Here is a 17,595-nt window from a genome sequence, read left to right as displayed (position 1 = left end):
TAGAATTATCCGAAGAAGGCGTCGCTAAGGGATGCGCGGAAGGCGTGGATGCGGTCGGCATTCGCTTCGCGGTGCGGGTAGGTAAAGTTACTGAGCAGCACCACGGCGGCACCCTTGTCGGGATCGGCTACGATGCTTGCGCCGGTGAATCCCGTCTTGCCGAAGGTGTGCGGCGAAATTTTTGTACCCATGAACTTCGCGCTGTTCAGTTCCCAGCCGAGGGCGGTGCAGGCGTCCTTGGCGGTGGAATACTTGCTGGCCGAATCGAGCGCAAAGGCGTTTTCGCTGACCATCTTGAGAATTCCCGCCGGAGCAACCCGTGCGCATTCTCCGCCACATCCATTTGCAATCATACCATCGTTCAAAATCATTTGTACAAAATTCAGCAAGTCGGGCACGCAGCTGAACATGCCGGCGCTACCGACGGGGAATAGCTTTCGCAGCACCCAGGCGCTTTCGTCGTGAATTTCGCCCTGGATTTCGCGCCCCCTGAAACTGCAAATTTCGGTCGGCGATATTTCTGCTTTCGGAATCGGATTCCAGTCGCGGGTTAGCGGATCCCAGCCGGAGCGTGTCATGCCGAGCGGAATAAAGAATCGCTCGCGGCCTTGCTGCTGCAGGTCCTTGCCCATAAGGCGCTGCAATATGATTCCAAGAAGTACGCTGGCGGGGTTGCCGTAATTAAAATCTGCGCCGGGCGCCTTCTCAAACTGGTATGTATACAGTGCATTCAAAATGCCTTCGGCGGGCAGCGTGCGCAGAGTCTTCATGGGCACGCGGTAATCGAGACTGTGCGTCAGCAAGTGGAAAACACGAATGTCTTCGCGGTAATTGGTCTGGAGTTCGGGAATGAAGTCGATGACCCTTGTATCGACCGAGAGCTTGCCTTCGAGAATGTAACTCAGGGCGAGTGTGGAGGTGGGGCACACCTTGGTGAGGCTCGCGATGTCGAAAACCGTATTTTCGGGCGTATTAAGCGTCAAAATCTCGCGGCTTCCGTCGGGCAAAATAAACCCGGCGACCGCCTTGTTGAAAACACCCTCAGTTTCGGCCCGTTTCAAAAGCCCCATCAATACATCTTTTTCGAACTTCATGTCTTGAAATATAGCATAGTGTTATTTCTAGAAATATCTTATATTTTGATTGTGTTCTTCAGGACTATAGAAAGTGAAAAACGCTTGAGGGCCTTCTACGGGAGTATCCTTGTTGCGGTAAGCATTGCCCTTGCCGCGGTAAGTTATTATGCACTCCGAGATTACGCAGAGACCATCAAGCGCGAAACGCTACTTGCAGGCATATACTCCAACGAAAAAGACGCCGAATCGATTAGTGGGTTCTTGGCACGTGGCGGTTCGGTTCTGCGAGTGACATCTCACATCGTCGAAAAAAGTTTGGAACATGGAGCCACGCAGGCACAAATCGAGTCGCTGCTGGTATCCGAAGCGGAATATTACAAGCACTCCAACGATATTGTCTTGTGTAGCATGTTCGGCATTCTCCGTGAAGAGTTCTTTAGCGGCGAACGTTGGACTCCTGCCTTAGGTTACGTTCCCTCCAATCGTCCGTGGTACCAGAACGCCCCTATGGAAAAAGACAAGATTGCCCTGATTCCGACTCATATGAACCCATATAGCGGCGAGCAGGTGGTGACCATTAGCCTGCGTCTTTCGGACAAGAAGAGTGTTCTTGCCATTGACGTGTACCTGAAGGACTTGCTTGCAAATGTCAAGAAGAGCGACTTGTCGAATATGCTAGTCATTCTCGACAAGAAAGGTTCGGTTATTTCACATACCGACATTTCCCAAAATGGTCGCAACTACCTGTCGGCAGAATGCTGGGGCACCGACGAAGAAAATCTCGCCAAAGCAGCCCCTTACGCCAAAGACGACCCCTTCGTCATAAATCTGAGGGGCAAAGAGTACCGCGTATTTTCTTCCCTTATACAAGATGAATGGCTTGTCGTCCGCCTTGTCGAAGACGATCAACTCTGGAAACCCCTGTACACCGCTGTCCTGCGAATAGCCGCTATTATTTTCCTGGGTTACGTATTGTTCGTCATCTTGGTTGCAATCGCATTCATAAAGCACATACAGCTTATCCGCAGCAACCATTCCAAGACAGCCTTCCTCACCAGCATGAGCAGCGAAATCCGTTCGTCCATCAACGGCATTCTCGGCATGAATTCCATTATCCAGAAAGACCTGCACGACGAAAGCATGAAGGAATATTCCAACAATATCCAAAGTGCAGGCCAAGGAGTCCTTTCGCTGGTAAACGACGTACTGGACGTCACCAAGATTGAATCGGGGCGTCTAAGTATCGAATCCATGGAATACGAGGTATTCACGATTCTGCAGGAATGCTACAATGAAAACGAACCGAAGATCAAAGCCAAGGGCTTGACCTTCCATATCGATTGCGATCCTGACATTCCGTCTTGCCTGTGGGGCGACGAAAACCGCATTATCCAGATTATCAACAACCTGCTTTCGAACGCCACCAAGTTTACAGAAGTGGGTGGAGTTTCCCTGTCGGTAGGCTTCGACAACCTCCCCCCCGTTGGAGCCTTGCACTCTGACGACTATATCATGTTAAAAATAGCCGTCAAGGACACAGGCATCGGAATCCGCACCGAAGAAAAGAAATCCATTTTCCAGAAATACATTCTTCCCAGTTCAGCCGAACAGAACGAAATCGAAGGAATGGGACTAGGCTTAAGCCTGACTCAGGAGCTCCTAGCCAAATGTGGAGGTCATATGACCATCAACAGCCGCTACGGTGAAGGATCTTCGTTCCTGGTCGAAATTCCGCAGCTCGTGCTGAATACGGAGCCCATGGGCGACTTTACCATGCGTTACAGGACCGCATCCCGCAACAACAAAGATCTAGCCGATGTATTCCTGGCTCCCGAAGCACGCATCTTGATTGTTGACGACGTCGAACTGAACCTCAAGATGTTCCGCGGGTTCCTGAAGAATTCCCAAGTGAAAATCGACGAAGCCCTGAGCGGTCACCAGTGCTTGCAACTTGTGGAATCGAGGCACTACGACCTGATTTTCCTGGACCACATGATGCCCGTCATGGACGGTATCGACGTCTTCAGAAAAATGAAGATGATGGACAAGTTCCCGAACAAGGACACCCCCGTTATCGCACTCGCTTCCGAAGGAGAATCCCTTACCAAGGACTCTTTCTTGGCAGAAGGTTTCGCCGACTACTTGATCAAGCCTCTCAAGGAAAGAGACTTGCGCCGATCCCTGAAGTGGTACCTGCCCAAGCAACTGGTGCTCACGCCCGAAGACCTGAACGAACCGGTAATCCCCTCTGCCAGCGCCGCCAGTGTCGCAGGCAGCGTGCCGAGCAACAAGATCGATTCCATCTTCGATGATGACGAAATCGAACTGCGGTCTATCACGGCGGCAACTCCGCTAGACCGTTTCAAGTCCCTGGGAGAATTCCTGGACATAAAGGCAGGCCTGAACTACTGCGCCGACGACGAAGAAATCTATGTCGAAATGTTGCAGGAATACGTGGCATCTCCTCTCTGCAGAAACGTGGATGCCTGCTACCGAAATTCCGACTGGGACAACTACCGTTTCTATATGCACGTTCTTTACGACTCGTCGATCGCCATCGGCGCTGTCTCCATGGCCGAAAAATTCCGCAACCTCGAAAACGCAAGCCGAGAATCCCGGCTGAAAGTCGTTCACGAGAACCACGATCTGGCGATGGCCTTGCATGCGGAGCTAATCGAAAACATCCAGAAGGGGCTTGAAGAACGATGAAATGGACCGTCCTAGCATCTACTATTGCGCTCGCCATGATCATTGGCGTTCTGCTCATGTTCAGCCTCGATACCGAAGAGCAGGGCTCCCAGCAGAAGCTTCGCGTCGCCATGATTTTAACGGGGCTTAGCAATGACCATAGTTGGAACGAGACCCATTACGAAGCGATTCAGAAAGCCGAGAGCCTTCTGAATCTGGAAGTGGCCTACTACGAAAATGTGCCCACCGATTCAAAGTCCCAAGCCATCATGGAAGAAGCCATTCAGAACGGGGCCAAGATCATCATCGCCAATTCAATTGGCTTTGGCGAACACGTATTGGCCGTAGCAAGAAACCATCCCGAAACAAAATTCCTGCACGCCACGGGACTTCAAACAGCTACCAACCTGTCCACTTTTTTTGGCCGCATGTACCAGCTGCGCTACCTGACAGGCATTGTCGCCGGCATGAAGACTAAGACTAACGAAATCGGATACGTGGCCGCATACAACATTTCAGAAGTAAACCGCGGCATCAACGCGTTTACCCTCGGCGTACAAAAGGTAAACCCGGACGCCAAAGTGTATGTCAGTTGGTCCGGTTCCTGGACCGACGAATCCAAGGCCTCCAACGCCACCCGCGATTTGCTCAGCAATCACAACATCGATGTTCTGGCCACCCACGTGGACGCCCTGTCTCCCTACGAGATTGCTGACAACAGGGGCGTATGGATTATAGGCTACAACAGGGACAATTCCAGAAGGTTCCCGGATCATTTCCTGACCGCACTGGTTTGGCGCTGGGAAAATTTCTACATCCCGAAGATTCGCGAAATCATCCAAAACAAGTTTGAAGGGCGCGCCTATTGGCTTGGTCTCGAAAGCGGAATCATGGAACTGGCCGACCTGACAAGAAATGTGGATGATACCACTCGGCAAGTCGTTGAAGACGAAAAGCTCAGGCTTACCCAAGGAAAATTTGATGTATTCTACGGGCCCATTGTCGACAACCAGGGCAATGTCCGCGTAGGCGAAGGCGAAAGCATGACCGACGACGTCATGTTGAATCGATTTGACTGGTTCGTCAAGGGGGTAGTCGATGGAATTAACCCCTAGAAATGCAAAGATCAACATCAAGATGGTGGTGTGGCTCGCCGCCGTCATATTCGTGTTGTGCCTTGTTTGCGTGTTGCTCCGCGTAAAGCTTGACACTCTTTTGAACGCTTATGTGTCCAAGCAGGTGTCCCAGCAAGCGGTACTGATTGCAGATCTCGCAAACGAAAAAATGCACATGCGCCTGAATTCCCTGTCCATGATTTCCCGTAAAATCGAAGCGGACGGGGCGCATATCGAAGATTTCCTGAACCTTGCAGAACTTAAGGACAAAAGCACTACATACGGGCTTATCTCTCTTGACGGAACGGCACATACGGCAGATTCCGTCTTCACCCTGCCCGACGAAAATTATCGCTGCATCATGGAATCCTTCCGCGGCAAGCAAAACATTTGCTATAGCGAAAAAATGGGAATCATGCTAAGCGTCCCTGTCTACAACCATCTCAATGTCCGCTTCGTACTGTATCTTCAATTCAATAAAATTCCCATCAACGACTTCTTTGACGTAGACTGCTTTGACAAGAAATGCTTCATACAAATCATCGATAACGACGGCAAGGTCCTGATCCAGAACAACACCGGAAAATGGTTCAAGGATTCCGTTTGGAAAAATACCGATATTGATAAAATCTACGGAAAACTCCGCCAGGATATGGACCGCGGTCTTTCGGCCTCCAGAAACTTTGTCATCGGCGAGGCGACTTACTACTTCTACATGGCAAAGCTCTACCAAGACGATTTCGTGCTTGCAGGAATGGTTGCCGCCGAAGACGTCTCCGATGGATTGAACCGCCTGTCCTTCCTAGTATTCTGGGTGGTAGGCCTCTTGATGCTTTTGTTCCTGACAGGTCTCGGCATTCGTTTCTTCTTGGTCCGCAGGCACCGCGAATACAGTTTGAGGAACCACTTGGCAAGCGATGAGCTGGATCGCCTGCGCATGATGGATTCCGTAGGCCAGGATATCCGCGAACCCGCCATGAATATCTTAAACATCGGCGCCATCGTGCTGAGAGAATCGCAGGATTCCTCGCTAAAGGAATATATCGCCGACATGCGCGCCTCGGGGCAGCAACTGCTTTTATTGTCCAATGACATCTTGGACATGAACAAAATCCGCACCAACAGTCTCGAAATCTCCATCAAGGAATACGACCTGTTCGCAGTCCTTTGCGACAGCCTTAGCGCTGCTCGCAGCCGAAAGAATTCGGCCGAATTTGAATTGTTGGTAGATTCCTCGGTCCCGACACACCTCGAAGGTGACGAATCTCGCCTACAGCAAATCATAAGCAACATCCTGTTTAACGCGGATCACCTGGTAGTAAACGGGGCGAACATCATCCAAATCGGTTACCATTGGATTGAAGACGAAGACAACGCCGTCAAGGTTCAGAAAATCAACTTGATTATCGACATCCCCGATGCTGGTGTCAGCTGGACGGGAGCGTCCCTTTCACTAGTAAAGATGCTCGTGGTTGCGATGGGAGGCGAAATTAAGAACAGCCTCATTGCCGACGGCTTGCCGGTGGTTGAAATCATCATTCCCCAAAAGGTGGTGAAGAACGAATTGATGGGAGACTTCAAGGCCCGTTACAACGAATTCGTACAGGCGTCCGAAAACGCATCCATCCACTTCTACGCTCCCAACGCTTCAATTCTTGCCATTGACGATGTTCCCATGAATTTGCGCGTAATGGGAGGTCTCATAAAAGAGACCTTCGCACGTTTCGATTCCGTATCCAACGGTATGGAAGCTATCGAAAACTTCAGGCGCAACCACTACGACATCATCTTCCTCGATCACACGATGCCGATTATAGATGGTTTGAACATTCTCACCATCATGAAGACTCTTGACGATCACCCCAATAAGCACACTCCGATTATCATGCTTACGGCCGACGACGCCACTTCGGCAAAGACTATTTGCGAAACCACAGGTTTTGCAGATTTCTTGACGAAGCCGGTACACGAAGATGCCTTATTCGCCATATTGCTGAAGTACTTGCCTAAGGAACTGGTAAACCGCTTTGACGAATTGCCTAAAAAAGAAGACGCAATTAGTCCCGTGGCCGAAGCAAAGCCTGAAAAGAAAGTGGAGCAGGAGCCGAAAAAAACTAGCGAAAATTTGCCTAGCGATCTCTTGAACGTATCAATAGGACTTTATTGCTGCGAAAGGAACGAAGCCCTGTACCGCAAAAAGATCATGCTTTATGTGGAAAAGCAATTCGACGAAATTTTGAACAAGCTGTTCAAGGAAGAAGATTTCGAAAGCTACCGCCTCATTGTGCAAACCCTAAAGAGCACATCGCTATTCATAGGCGCAGTCAACATCGCAAGTATCGCCAAGCTGATGGAATTCGCTTGCAGCGAAGGCGACTACGACTATGTCCGCGTTAGGCACGAAGACTTGATGAGCGAATACAAGAAACTCGTCAGGGAACTTAAAGAACGGATATCCCATGGAAGAGCAAATTGATATCTTGAATGCAGATGGAACTCCTGCCGGATATTCGCGCGGGCGTACCGAAGTTCACGCCAAGGGACTGTGGCACCGCACGGTGCATATCTGGGCGTTTGACAGCAAAGGCCGCATTCTGTTCCAGCTTCGCAGTCGCGTGAAAGAAAACAACCCTGGACTTTTCGACACGAGTTGCGCGGGCCACATTTCGGCAGGCGATTCCAGCGTGAATGCCGCCGTGCGCGAACTGCGCGAAGAACTGGGCGTGCGAAAAAGTTCGCGCGACCTCGAATATCTATTCGAGGCTAAGCACGAAAGCGTGCTTAACGGCGGCTCTTACCTCGACAACGAATATTACGACGTCTACAAGATTTCGTTAAACGACGACGAAGCGAATTCGCTTGTGCCGCAACCAGGCGAAGTCGATAGTTTTGCCTGGATGACCCGCGAAGAATTCTTTGCAAAGCATAAGTTGCACCCCGAAAAGTTCGTGGAGCATCCGAAAGATTATTTGTGGCTCATGGAGAATGCCTAATGGCGATGTATAAGGATATTGCGCTTGCTGTCGAAGGCGGCGGCATGCGCGGCGCGTATTCGGCCGGCGTACTGGATGTATTTTTAGATAACGGAATCAAGTTTGGAGCATGTGCCGGAACATCTGCAGGCGCAACGCACCTCTGCAGCTATTTGTCGGAACAACGCGAACGCAACAAGCGCCTCGACACCATTCATTCAGCAAGCAAGCGCTACATGAGCTGGGGCAACCTGATTCGCACCGGTGAATTTTTCGAAATCGAATACTGCTATAACGAAATCCCGCGTGTCATCGATCCGTTTGACTTCAAAAAATTCCGCGAGAATGCATCCGAAACAAAATTCTACGCAGTCGCTACGAATTTGGAAACGGGCGGCGCGGAATACTTGCTCACCCGCGATTTAGACAAGCCCGAAGACATGGACAAGATTCGCGCCTCGGCCTCGCTCCCGCTCATGAGCCATATTGTAGAAGTTGACGGCATGAAGCTTCTGGATGGTGGTGTCGGCGACAGCATTCCGTTCGAAGTGTTTACGGGCATGGGTTACAAAAAACAGGTCGTTATCGTCACACAGCCCGAAAGCTTTGTCAAGAAGCCGAATTCCATGATTCCCCTGTTCAAGCTTTTCTATCGCAAGTACCCCAAGTTTATCGAAGCGGCGCGGAACCGCCACATTCGCTACAACCAGTGCTTGCGCACGCTGGAAGAACGCGTCGCTCAGGGCTCAGCCTTCATGATTCGCCCGAGCGAAAGCTTCAAAATCGATCGCCTGGAAAAAGACAAGTCCAAACTCGTAAAACTGTACGATCTCGGCGTAAAAGACGCAACCGCGCTCATGCCCAAACTGCTCGCATTTCTGGAAAAGTAATATGTCGAAAGCAATTGCCGGTCACCGCTATCGCCATTACAAAAAAGAATCAATGGTTTACACCGTCGTCACCGCCGACGCTCTAGATTGTGAATCGGTTGAACCGCTTGTCGTTTACCGCAGCGAATACGAGACTCCTGAACACCCGAAAGGAACTTTATGGGTGCGCGACCGTGAAGATTTTGAAAGCAAGGTGACGCTTGCCGATGGCACTGTCGTTGACCGCTTTACTGAAATTTAAAGGGAGGAAAACAAATGGATTTCAAAAAACTTTCTGCCACCTCTGCAACACTTGCTTTGGGGCTTACGTTTGTCGCATGTGATTCTGATTCGTCTTCTGGACCGCAAAGCGATCCCGCACCGACAAGTTCACAAGAGAATACGCCTGCAAGTTCTAGCGATGTAACGGGTGCGCTTTCCTCTTCGTCAGTGAACCCACTTTCCAGCAATACACTAAAGTCGAGCAGCAGCGAGATGAGTGTATCCAGCAGTAGTGCCGAATGCTTCACGAAAGGCATGGCGAACATTACCATGCGCAATATGGAGCGTACTTCAATTTCTTGCCCGAACAGCTACACGATATACGATTACGACTTGCAGATTTTATACAAGTGCGAAGGTACTGCACTTATCGAAATCGACATGCCTCCTTGCGAAAGCGACGAACCTGAATCAAGCGCATCCGTGACCGCCCCCGCTGTAGATTACGGCACGCTCGCCGATTCCCGCGACGGCAAGAGCTACAAGACGGTGAAAATCGGCAACCTCACGTGGATGGCCGAGAACCTGAACTTTGACAACAGTGCTACAGCCACAGGTTCCATCGATTCCAGCTTCTGCTACGACGGTATTCCCGCGAACTGTACAAAGTACGGCCGCCTCTACCAGGAATACGCCGCGACGGCCGTGTGCCCCGAGGGTTGGCGCCTCCCCACTGCGGACGACTGGCGCGACCTGACCACAACGGCGAAGAGCGAATTCGGCGACAACAACGGCTCCCTGCGCGCCGTGGGGCAGTGGGAAGATACGATTTTTGGAGACAACATAACGGCTACAAACGCAAGCGGGTTCTCCGCTATCCCGGCAGGCTATCGCGCCAAAACGGGTGAATGCGACGGCGAAGGCAAAAAAGCCTATTTCTGGGGCGAAGACAACATGAATCACTACGCCTGGATACTCTCGAACCAGTACGACATGGAGAAGGAATCCATGCAGCGCGGGTATTACGCCTACGCTGTCCGTTGCGTCAAGGACTAAGATTTCCGTTTCATCTCGGCCATGACCATGCCCGCGATAATCGCTACCGCACCCACGATGGCAACGGCGGTGATTTGCTCGCCGAGGGCAATGGTTGCCGTAATCATTGTCACCATGGGGACGGCGTAGCCGTAGTTACTTGCAAGTACGACGCCCAAACGCTTAAGAACGCTGTTCCAGATAAGATAGCCGAATAGCGACGAGAATACGGTTAGACATAGAAAGTTGAGCGTTACAACGGGTTCCGTAAAATGGTGCCACGGAATGTCCAGGGCTTTTGAAACGCTACCGTGGGCTTCGACAATCATGGCGGGAATAGAGGAGAGCGTTCCGTAAAAGAACATCTTGCGCGTGATGAACAGGGAACTGTATTTGCCGTTTAGTTGTTTAATGATTAGTGAAAAGGTTGCCCACATAAGCCCGGCACTGAAGGCGAGTAAATCACCCACAGGCGAAAGCTTTAAAATGAATTTTCCGTTCAAGACCACAAGTATCATGCCGATGAACGTGATGAGGCATCCGAGAATCTGCCGCTTGCCGAGTCGTTCGCTCTTGTAAATGAGTCCGCCGAGAATCATGATAAGCAATGGGTTGGTGCAGACAATGAGCGAGACGTTACTTGACTGCGAAAGCGTGAGAGCCGTATTCTCTGTCCAGAAATAGAGCGTGCATCCGGTAATGCCGCAAATAAAAAGAATCAGTTCGTGTTTCCAGTTTTCAGAACGGAACTGTTTGTGGCTTGCAGCCAGAAGAATCAGGTACGTAACCGCGAAGCGCAGCGAAAAAACCTGCACCGCCGTGAACCCGTGATTCAAGAGCACTTTTGTGCTTACGAAGCTCGTCCCCCAAAAGGTAATAGTTATAATGGCGAGTAAATGCCATAGGGCCACATTATTGCGTACGGGAGTCATCAGGTATAAAGATAGAAAATGCAAAGTCCTTGCCCATAAGAAAAGCCCGCACACGCGTGCAGGCCTTTTAAAATGCGGAATGTGAATCCGAATTAGTCGCGGAACTTCACCTGCTTGGTGCCAGCAACGACTTCGCCGATCTGCACCCACTTTTCGCCCTTGGCTTCGAGGTGTGCGGTGACTTCAGCCTTGTCAGCCGGGTCAATGAAGATGAGCATGCCCATACCCATGTTGAAGGTAGAGTACATTTCGTCCTTTTCAACAGAGCCGGCCTGCTGGATCAGCTTGAAGATCATCGGAGGATTCCACGTGGTGCGGTCGATAATCACGTCGACATCGTCCGGCAAGATACGCGGAATGTTGCCCTGATAGCCCGAACCCGTAATGTGGGCAAGGCCCTGGATAATCTTCTTGTTGCAAAGGTCGATGAGGCTCGGGTAGTAGCTGCGGTGCGGCACGGCGAGAGCTTCGCCGATGGACTTGTCCATACCGTCGACCATGGTGTCGACCTTGTAGCCGGCCACGTCGAAAAGCACCTTACGGGCAAGAGAATAACCGTTTGTATGCAAACCGGTAGAAGGCAGACCGAGAATGATAGTACCCGGCTTGATCTTCTTGCCGTCGATGATGTTTTCGCGTTCCACGACACCCACAATGGTACCGGAAATATCGTAGTCGCCGGGGCCATAGAAACCCGGCATTTCAGCGGTTTCGCCACCGATGAGCACGAGGTCGTTTTCGCGGCAGGCCTTTGCCATACCGGCAACGAGCTTGTCCATGACACCCGGTTCCAGGCGGCCGGTAGCCACGTAGTCCAGGAAGAACAGCGGACGTGCACCCTGCACCAGAATGTCATCGCAGCAGTGGTTCACAATGTCCTGGCCAGGAAGTTCGTGCGTACCCATTTCGATGTCGACCTTGAGCTTGGTGCCCACGCCGTCCACGGAGCTCACGAGCACGGGGTCCTTCATGCCGAGGTGGTTCAGCGTGAATAGGCCGCCGAAGTTACCCACGTCGCCCAAAACGCCCTGGTTGAATGTAGTACGTACGGATTTCTTGACACCGACCATTGCTTCGTCGGCACGTGCCAAGGACACTCCTGCGTCTGCGTAATTCATCTTTTATCCTTTTGCCCAAGTCTTGGGCACGTGTTAGCCCTTAGTGGGCATTTTGTTTTTCATCAATATTTCTGAGCGCATCCAGAATCAGGCTCGTGGTGTCGGACATCTGGTTGATGTTCACGATGTCAGGCATCAGGTGGGTGTCGAGCTTGAACAACGTCTCGTCGCCCCAGGAGAGCATCTTTTCAAGAGCGTCTGGGCCTGCCAGTTTGCCACACTTGGCACAGCAAATTCGGCCGTCCTGGAATGCGATAAAGCCCTTTTCGCCATTGCATTCGAACATGACCGTTCCCGTCACGCGGCTCTTTTCCAAAGTTTGCGCAAAATCGATAAAGGGGAGCACCTTTGCCGAAGCAAGAAGCGAAAGTCTTTCAAATTCGTCGAAGGCCTTGTTCTTTGCACGCAGGCGGTCGGCGACCACCTTGTACAGGTACACCATGATGTTCGGGTTCTTGTCCAGGAACTTCACGAACTCGTCACTGGGAATGTGGAGCACCGTGGCGCCATCTTCACCCGCAACAACCGTATTGCTTGTGGGCTCGTTACAAATGATGGACATTTCACCAAAACATGTCCCCGCCTCAAGCGTTGCCAGCGTATTGTAGTGGCCATCGGCCAAAAGTTCACCGCAAATAAAAGCGCGACCGCTCTGCAGCACGCAGAAAGAATCGCCAATAGACCCGCCATTAATAATGATTTCGCCCGGTTCGTATTCGCGAATCTGAGCGTTCAAGAGCAAATAGTCGGCACAGTCCCTGGGAACCTGCTGCAAAAAAGGTGTCCCAAGTTCATAGTTGGCTGCAATCCAGTCACCAATACCTGTATGAGTTTTCATGGCCTAAAAGATAAAAATATTATGGTACCATTCAAAACCCTTTCGGGCAGAATCAGCCCCTTTTGTTGCCGTCTGTATACATTCCTGCAGGTTTTGAAGCATTTCGGCAGGGTAAGCCACTGCGGACTCGTAAAAGTCGCTGCCGCCGCCAGGGCCCTTGCGTCCGTCGTTTTGGCACACGTGTTTTTCCTTGAACGCCTTGATGTACTTGATACGGGGTTCCGCGGCAAGCAATTCCTCCGGAGACCCGAACATCCCGGGATTCACCCACACGTCGACACTGTCGGCCACCTTCACGATTTCTTCCAACGCAAACTGAAGTTCCCGGCTGGTATCCGCCGCCCACAAGTAGCAGCCTCCCGCATCCTTGATAAGTCGCGCGGTGAAGCTGTTTCCGCCCGGAGCATACCACACGCCGCCGTAACTCATGCCTACAAGCACACGAGGACACGCCCTGTTGTCATCCCGGGCATGACCCGGGATCTCCTTTCTCGTAGCCTGCAAATACGCTCTTTTACTTTGTTCAAAAATTGAATCCGCCAAAGCTTCCACACCGAACATCGTTCCGTACAACTTAATCCACTCCGCCTTCGCCAGAGGAGAATCTTCCTGCCATTCAGACGTAAGCATCAACGGGAGCTTCAAGGCGTCAATCCGTTCGTAGTCGTCATGTCCTCCACCCGTGGCAAAGCTCATAACCAAGTCCGGCTGGAGCGCCACCAGCTTTTCAAGAGAAATCGTAGAACCCACCCCCACCTCGGCCACCTGGCCTGCAGCGACCCGGGCATACAGGACGCTGTCAGCAATGTACTTGCCTTCGCCCACACCCACAATGTGGTTTTCAAGGCCAAGACGCAGCATATAGCCTATCTGTGCCGAAGAAAGGGCCACTATCTTTTGGGGCGCCACCCCCAGCTTGAAACGCCTCACCAGCGTATCGCGACCCACGACAGAACGGATTTCGGCAACATTCTCGTCGCAAAGCCTGCCTACTTTAAGGTTTTTGCTGAATTCCAGGGCTGGCAGTTCCCCACAATCGGCCTTTTTCTTGGCCGGTTCGTCATTATTATTGCAGCCCCCCAACAGGATCCCCCAAAAAGCCCCAAATAGCCCTAAGGAGGCGACGGCGACCATTTTTCCACAAAAATTCAACATTTTCAGGCCTCAAAAAGTGCGTAAACCGTTGATTTTTAACGTCTTATGAATTTTTTTATGCCAAAAACCCAAAACATAATGTATTTTATATGCCGGATACTAGCAACGGAATCTTTTATGAAAACAAAGATAGCCTCTTTTTTGAGCATTGTCGCTCTCAGCTTGCTCACCTTCGCCACCGGCACTTTCGCTGACGAAGAAGAAGGTTTTTACGAAAAGGACCACGTCCGTGGGTTCATTTCTATTGGCGCCGACTACCGCGGCATGCGCAATGAATACCAGCGCTACGTGAATACCGTAGCGCTTTACAACGGTGCCCATAGCGTCAAAACCGTCGTTCCCAACGAAGACGGCACCAGCGTCGATACGGTGGACCAGTGGGCCAGAGGAAATATCGGCAACTACAAGAAATTCGACGACTATTACTTCGGCCTCCATGTGAATGTCGGCGCCCAGTATAAGCAGTTCCTTACCTGGATCGACTTCAACTTCATGCCGACACAGGTTTCCAAGCGTAAAGCTTCTTCCTACAGCGTCAGCGGTTATGACGGAACCCCCGTCTCCACCACCACATTCCCGCTTTACGACGTGGAATGGTTCACCTACGGTGCCGACTGGATGTTCGGGTGGAAGCTCTTTGGCGAAAATGCTCCGATTAACCTGATTCCTTCTGTCGGTTTCGGTTTCAGCCTCATGAACATGCACTTCGCCTCTAACTTCGAATACTACGAACTGGGTAACGAAGAAAATGTTCAGATCTTGCGCGACCGCTTCTACAGCACGTTCGCTTCCACCATTAATTCCGAACTTGAACTGCGCATCGAACTGGGCCGCCTGGCTTTGGGCGGTTACCTCGGTTACCGTTTCGTCCGTTACAACGACATGAACCACGAAGAGTTCAACATCAACTACGGCGCAAGCAAGACGCACCACACCGACAACGTCGGCGATACCTACTTCCTCGGTATCCGCGCCACCTGGTACTTCCTCTCCCGCTGGGAAAAGAAACAGGCAGATAAATTATAAGGCCGCTCGCGCCCAATCGTACTAAGTACGTACCCAGAGCGCTCGCTCTCGTAACCGCCCCTGTTTAATAACAGGGGCTTTGTTACTCACAAAGGCAATTTGGCTCTATCGTAAAAGCCGCTCAACTTTTTCGCTTTAATTAAGGCGGTGAGGCGCTTGAGGATTACGCCCCACCGCCACCTTTGGTCGAGGATTACGTCCTTTGTCAAAAGGGTGTTCGCACTGAAAGAAAAATCCGCGAGGGGCTCCCCCGTTAGGATCGCTGTCCACGATTTTTTCCATCGCCACGTAATGGGCGCAAGTCCGCCGCAAACACGAATCCGTTTTCCAGCGGACCTTGTACTTCGCCTTGGGATAGACAAAATCCCAACCCAGCACCAGCGTAGGCACTCCCATGAGCCGGAGCCTGTCCGGAAGCGGCGCATACTCACCCTGCGTACTTAAAAGCACTACCGCATCCAGCTTGCGGTACATGGCCATCAGCAAGGCATCTTCCATCAACGACAAGTTCGGCCCCACGCAACTCGTTTCTGCGGGGTTGTTGAAATGCACGCTGTAGCCGCATTCCATAAGGGTCTGTTCCAGCCTGAACACGCCCTCGCAGTTACGGGCATACACATGCGGATCGCGATACGGGTGATAGTAATGGGATTCCATTTCCAGTTTGCGGTAACGGTCCCCTTCAAAGTAGCGGATTGCCTGCATCTCAACCCAGAGCCTAAGGCTCCTGAAATCCAGGCTAGAATGAAACCGGTGAACGTTGCGGTAGTAGTCATTCACCTTCTTGAGTGTATAACCATCTAGGAAAAATCCTATACGGAGCGGTCTCGGCATAATACCTCCATCAAAAAACGTGCCTCTTTATTAACACGCTTTTTTCGGGGTACTGAATACCGTTTTCAGATGTTAAATTTTCTATACAAACTATCAGACACTTTCGACACACTTAAAGAAGCTTTCGATTCTTCAAGTCATCCATCAGCGAACCCGGCATCCAGGCCTTGAGTTCGTTGTACTTCGGATCGTCTAAAGTCTTGCGCCACTGTTCCGCTTTAGCCTTGTCGCCCTTGTCGCTGTAGATACGGATCAGGTTCAGCGCCGAGCACCAGTAACGGATACTTTTGCCCGTACGCTTCAAGTAATCGGCAGCACTCTTTTCATAAATGTCGGCCGCTTCGCCATAGCGCTTCAGGCGGTAGAGCATGTCGGCCTTGATCTGCAGCAGGACCGGGTGATTCGGCGCGCGCTTGAGACCGCGTTCGGCAAGTTTCAAGCCTGTCGCAAAGTCTTCCTTGTCGTAATGCATCCAGATGAGCGGCGTCAAGAACAGCGGCCAGAATCGTTCGGACTTTTGCGAGGCGCTATCGAGAGTGGCCAAGTAAAGTTCGCGGTTGTCCGACTTGAAGGGCACCCAGCTAAAACTCTTGTCGATGTAGTAGGCGTAAATGGCAAAAAAGGCACGGGCCTCGAGTTCCTTGGAGTCTTCGAATGCCTTAGCCGCAGAACGCGTCGTCATGGCCCCCTTGACCGAATGCCCCGTCTCGCCCTGTACGTAACCGATTTCAAAACGGCGCAATGCATCCCAAAGTCCACCGGTCTTGCAGCTTTCCAGGTACTTGCCCGCCTTTATGAGTGCAGTCGTATCGCCCTTGTCGTCGTACACGCTAATGCGTACCACGTTTTCGAGCACGCAGCCGACACCCTCGTTTTCGGCTCGCAACTGCTTGGACAGTTCAAAAGCCTCGCCATAGCGCAACGCCATGGTGGCAGAAGTCGCTCTGGACCAAAGTTCGGCTTGCTCCTTGGGGAGCGAAAGCGTAAGAGGTTCGCCGGCAACACAAACAGTAGCCAAAGCAAAAAAGATCGTCTTCAAGAATCGCATTAATGCAAATTTAGAAAATATGACAACCCGTGAAACCCCTAAAAACTGTTGATAAACTATGGACAAAAATCACGAATTCACTATTTATCCACAAAAAATGGCTCCGTTTGGACAGTTTCAGAAGGCCCGATTTGCTTACTTTTTAGTCCAAATTGGAATATAGTCGAAAGCCTTTGACTGGGGTCGCAAACGAGGTGTGAAGGCGCATTCTAACGCGTTGACAGGCAACAATTTAGCAAATGCCATTTTGGACAAATATGCCAAAATTTCGCAAAATTCCCCAAAAATACGGAATTGTTTCTTAAACCTTACATGAATTTTTAGTATTGCCTAGTCACCCAAAATTATCTATAACTGGTATAGGAGGTCAACAACTTATCAACATGTAAGTAACACGCGACGGAGGTCTTATGAAACTTTTCCATAAAACATCTGCATTGTCATTCTACATGATCCACTCCGGCTTCATGGCATTCAAGGCCCGCGTCAAGGAAGAACTCGACGCTGCCGGCGGCGGGAACCTGGACGACCTCCTGGACGACGACAGCCTGCATGCCTATTACCGCAACGGGGACTCCCCGGACTACGTGGCGGCATCGCTCTGCCCCACCTGCGAAGACGACTGAATTTCTCTCCCTCCTAGAAACAAAAAAATTCCCGCAGCTCG

General features: G+C 51.2%; 16 protein-coding genes. 9 read left to right on the top strand and 7 right to left on the bottom strand.

Annotation, left to right across the window (positions count from 1 at the left end):
- Positions 1-5: 5 nt before the first annotated feature.
- The gene (locus B9Y58_RS11945) at positions 6-1,094 is read right to left on the bottom strand and encodes a serine hydrolase domain-containing protein (RefSeq protein WP_073057164.1); all 1,089 of its coding nucleotides are present in this window, start codon (positions 1,092-1,094) and stop codon (positions 6-8) included.
- A 51-nt stretch (positions 1,095-1,145) separates the two neighbouring features.
- Between B9Y58_RS11945 and B9Y58_RS11940 the strand changes: the two genes are divergently transcribed.
- Genes B9Y58_RS11940 through B9Y58_RS11910 form a run of 7 tightly spaced genes read left to right on the top strand, consistent with a single transcriptional unit; the run spans position 1,146 to position 9,998 of the window.
- On the top strand, positions 1,146-3,785 hold the full coding sequence (locus tag B9Y58_RS11940; protein WP_085534931.1) for a hybrid sensor histidine kinase/response regulator: 2,640 nt from the start codon (positions 1,146-1,148) through the stop codon (positions 3,783-3,785).
- Positions 3,782-4,879 carry a BMP family ABC transporter substrate-binding protein gene (locus tag B9Y58_RS11935; RefSeq protein WP_073057159.1) on the top strand — a complete coding sequence of 366 codons (1,098 nt, stop codon included), beginning with the start codon at positions 3,782-3,784 and terminating at the stop codon, positions 4,877-4,879. The genes B9Y58_RS11940 and B9Y58_RS11935 overlap by 4 nt, the downstream gene beginning before the upstream one ends.
- Entirely contained in the window at positions 4,863-7,355 is a 2,493-nt protein-coding gene (locus tag B9Y58_RS11930) for a response regulator (RefSeq protein WP_073057155.1), read from the top strand. The genes B9Y58_RS11935 and B9Y58_RS11930 overlap by 17 nt, the downstream gene beginning before the upstream one ends.
- Positions 7,339-7,872: an NUDIX hydrolase gene (locus B9Y58_RS11925; RefSeq protein ID WP_073057152.1), complete on the top strand. Its 534-nt coding sequence runs from the start codon at positions 7,339-7,341 to the stop codon at positions 7,870-7,872. Before B9Y58_RS11930 ends, B9Y58_RS11925 begins: the two co-directional genes overlap by 17 nt.
- Entirely contained in the window at positions 7,872-8,741 is an 870-nt protein-coding gene (locus tag B9Y58_RS11920) for a patatin-like phospholipase family protein (protein WP_233247954.1), read from the top strand. The genes B9Y58_RS11925 and B9Y58_RS11920 overlap by 1 nt, the downstream gene beginning before the upstream one ends.
- Before the next feature lies 1 nt (position 8,742).
- A complete protein-coding gene (locus tag B9Y58_RS11915) occupies positions 8,743-8,982 on the top strand; it encodes a DUF1653 domain-containing protein (RefSeq protein WP_073057149.1) in 240 nt (79 codons plus the stop codon).
- Between the two features lie 14 nt (positions 8,983-8,996).
- Positions 8,997-9,998, top strand: a complete 1,002-nt coding sequence (locus B9Y58_RS11910; RefSeq protein ID WP_083532337.1) for an FISUMP domain-containing protein — start codon at positions 8,997-8,999, stop codon at positions 9,996-9,998.
- Here the strand turns inward: B9Y58_RS11910 and B9Y58_RS11905 are convergent.
- From B9Y58_RS11905 to B9Y58_RS11890, 4 genes are all read right to left on the bottom strand, one after another.
- Positions 9,995-10,909, bottom strand: coding sequence for a DMT family transporter (locus B9Y58_RS11905; RefSeq protein WP_073057140.1), 915 nt, complete (start codon positions 10,907-10,909; stop codon positions 9,995-9,997). The genes B9Y58_RS11910 and B9Y58_RS11905 overlap by 4 nt on opposite strands.
- A gap of 92 nt (positions 10,910-11,001) precedes the next feature.
- On the bottom strand, positions 11,002-12,027 hold the full coding sequence (purM, locus tag B9Y58_RS11900; RefSeq protein WP_073057137.1) for a phosphoribosylformylglycinamidine cyclo-ligase: 1,026 nt from the start codon (positions 12,025-12,027) through the stop codon (positions 11,002-11,004).
- 40 nt (positions 12,028-12,067) lie between these two features.
- Positions 12,068-12,865 (bottom strand): Crp/Fnr family transcriptional regulator, encoded by a 798-nt coding sequence (locus B9Y58_RS11895; RefSeq protein WP_073057134.1) that lies wholly within the window; start codon positions 12,863-12,865, stop codon positions 12,068-12,070.
- Positions 12,866-12,868: 3 nt separating this feature from the next.
- Complete coding sequence (locus B9Y58_RS11890) at positions 12,869-14,020, bottom strand: ABC transporter substrate-binding protein (RefSeq protein WP_083532336.1); 1,152 nt, start codon at positions 14,018-14,020, stop codon at positions 12,869-12,871.
- Positions 14,021-14,137: 117 nt separating this feature from the next.
- Between B9Y58_RS11890 and B9Y58_RS11885 the strand changes: the two genes are divergently transcribed.
- On the top strand, positions 14,138-15,046 hold the full coding sequence (locus B9Y58_RS11885; RefSeq protein WP_073057127.1) for a hypothetical protein: 909 nt from the start codon (positions 14,138-14,140) through the stop codon (positions 15,044-15,046).
- A gap of 135 nt (positions 15,047-15,181) precedes the next feature.
- Here the strand turns inward: B9Y58_RS11885 and B9Y58_RS11880 are convergent, their stop codons facing one another.
- Together B9Y58_RS11880 and B9Y58_RS11875 are read right to left on the bottom strand one after the other, a co-directional pair.
- Positions 15,182-15,880, bottom strand: coding sequence for an NYN domain-containing protein (locus B9Y58_RS11880; protein ID WP_073057124.1), 699 nt, complete (start codon positions 15,878-15,880; stop codon positions 15,182-15,184).
- A 112-nt stretch (positions 15,881-15,992) separates the two neighbouring features.
- Complete coding sequence (locus B9Y58_RS11875) at positions 15,993-16,928, bottom strand: tetratricopeptide repeat protein (RefSeq protein ID WP_233247953.1); 936 nt, start codon at positions 16,926-16,928, stop codon at positions 15,993-15,995.
- Between the two features lie 410 nt (positions 16,929-17,338).
- On the opposite strand from B9Y58_RS11875, the gene B9Y58_RS11870 reads away from it, so the two are divergent.
- Complete coding sequence (locus B9Y58_RS11870) at positions 17,339-17,554, top strand: hypothetical protein (RefSeq protein ID WP_073057121.1); 216 nt, start codon at positions 17,339-17,341, stop codon at positions 17,552-17,554.
- The last annotated feature ends 41 nt before the right edge of the window (positions 17,555-17,595 follow it).

The sequence above is a fragment of the Fibrobacter sp. UWB15 genome, assembly GCF_900177705.1.
In the GTDB taxonomy this organism is placed as follows: Bacteria; Fibrobacterota; Fibrobacteria; order Fibrobacterales; family Fibrobacteraceae; genus Fibrobacter.
Note: the sequence above shows the minus strand (reverse complement) of the source record. Positions and strands in the feature narration are given on the sequence as shown.

What these genes read in the sequence shown, in the direction of transcription:
- B9Y58_RS11935 (WP_073057159.1), top strand. Translation starts at nt 3,782, where the DNA reads ATGAAATGGACCGTCCTAGCATCTACTATTGCGCTCGCCATGATCATT.
- B9Y58_RS11905 (WP_073057140.1), bottom strand. Translation starts at nt 10,909, where the DNA reads ATGACTCCCGTACGCAATAATGTGGCCCTATGGCATTTACTCGCCATT.
- B9Y58_RS11930 (WP_073057155.1), top strand. Translation starts at nt 4,863, where the DNA reads ATGGAATTAACCCCTAGAAATGCAAAGATCAACATCAAGATGGTGGTG.
- B9Y58_RS11890 (WP_083532336.1), bottom strand. Translation starts at nt 14,020, where the DNA reads ATGTTGAATTTTTGTGGAAAAATGGTCGCCGTCGCCTCCTTAGGGCTA.
- purM (WP_073057137.1), bottom strand. Translation starts at nt 12,027, where the DNA reads ATGAATTACGCAGACGCAGGAGTGTCCTTGGCACGTGCCGACGAAGCA.
- B9Y58_RS11880 (WP_073057124.1), bottom strand. Translation starts at nt 15,880, where the DNA reads ATGCCGAGACCGCTCCGTATAGGATTTTTCCTAGATGGTTATACACTC.
- B9Y58_RS11915 (WP_073057149.1), top strand. Translation starts at nt 8,743, where the DNA reads ATGTCGAAAGCAATTGCCGGTCACCGCTATCGCCATTACAAAAAAGAA.
- B9Y58_RS11885 (WP_073057127.1), top strand. Translation starts at nt 14,138, where the DNA reads ATGAAAACAAAGATAGCCTCTTTTTTGAGCATTGTCGCTCTCAGCTTG.
- B9Y58_RS11870 (WP_073057121.1), top strand. Translation starts at nt 17,339, where the DNA reads ATGAAACTTTTCCATAAAACATCTGCATTGTCATTCTACATGATCCAC.
- B9Y58_RS11875 (WP_233247953.1), bottom strand. Translation starts at nt 16,928, where the DNA reads ATGCGATTCTTGAAGACGATCTTTTTTGCTTTGGCTACTGTTTGTGTT.
- B9Y58_RS11895 (WP_073057134.1), bottom strand. Translation starts at nt 12,865, where the DNA reads ATGAAAACTCATACAGGTATTGGTGACTGGATTGCAGCCAACTATGAA.
- B9Y58_RS11925 (WP_073057152.1), top strand. Translation starts at nt 7,339, where the DNA reads ATGGAAGAGCAAATTGATATCTTGAATGCAGATGGAACTCCTGCCGGA.
- B9Y58_RS11945 (WP_073057164.1), bottom strand. Translation starts at nt 1,094, where the DNA reads ATGAAGTTCGAAAAAGATGTATTGATGGGGCTTTTGAAACGGGCCGAA.
- B9Y58_RS11910 (WP_083532337.1), top strand. Translation starts at nt 8,997, where the DNA reads ATGGATTTCAAAAAACTTTCTGCCACCTCTGCAACACTTGCTTTGGGG.
- B9Y58_RS11920 (WP_233247954.1), top strand. Translation starts at nt 7,872, where the DNA reads ATGGCGATGTATAAGGATATTGCGCTTGCTGTCGAAGGCGGCGGCATG.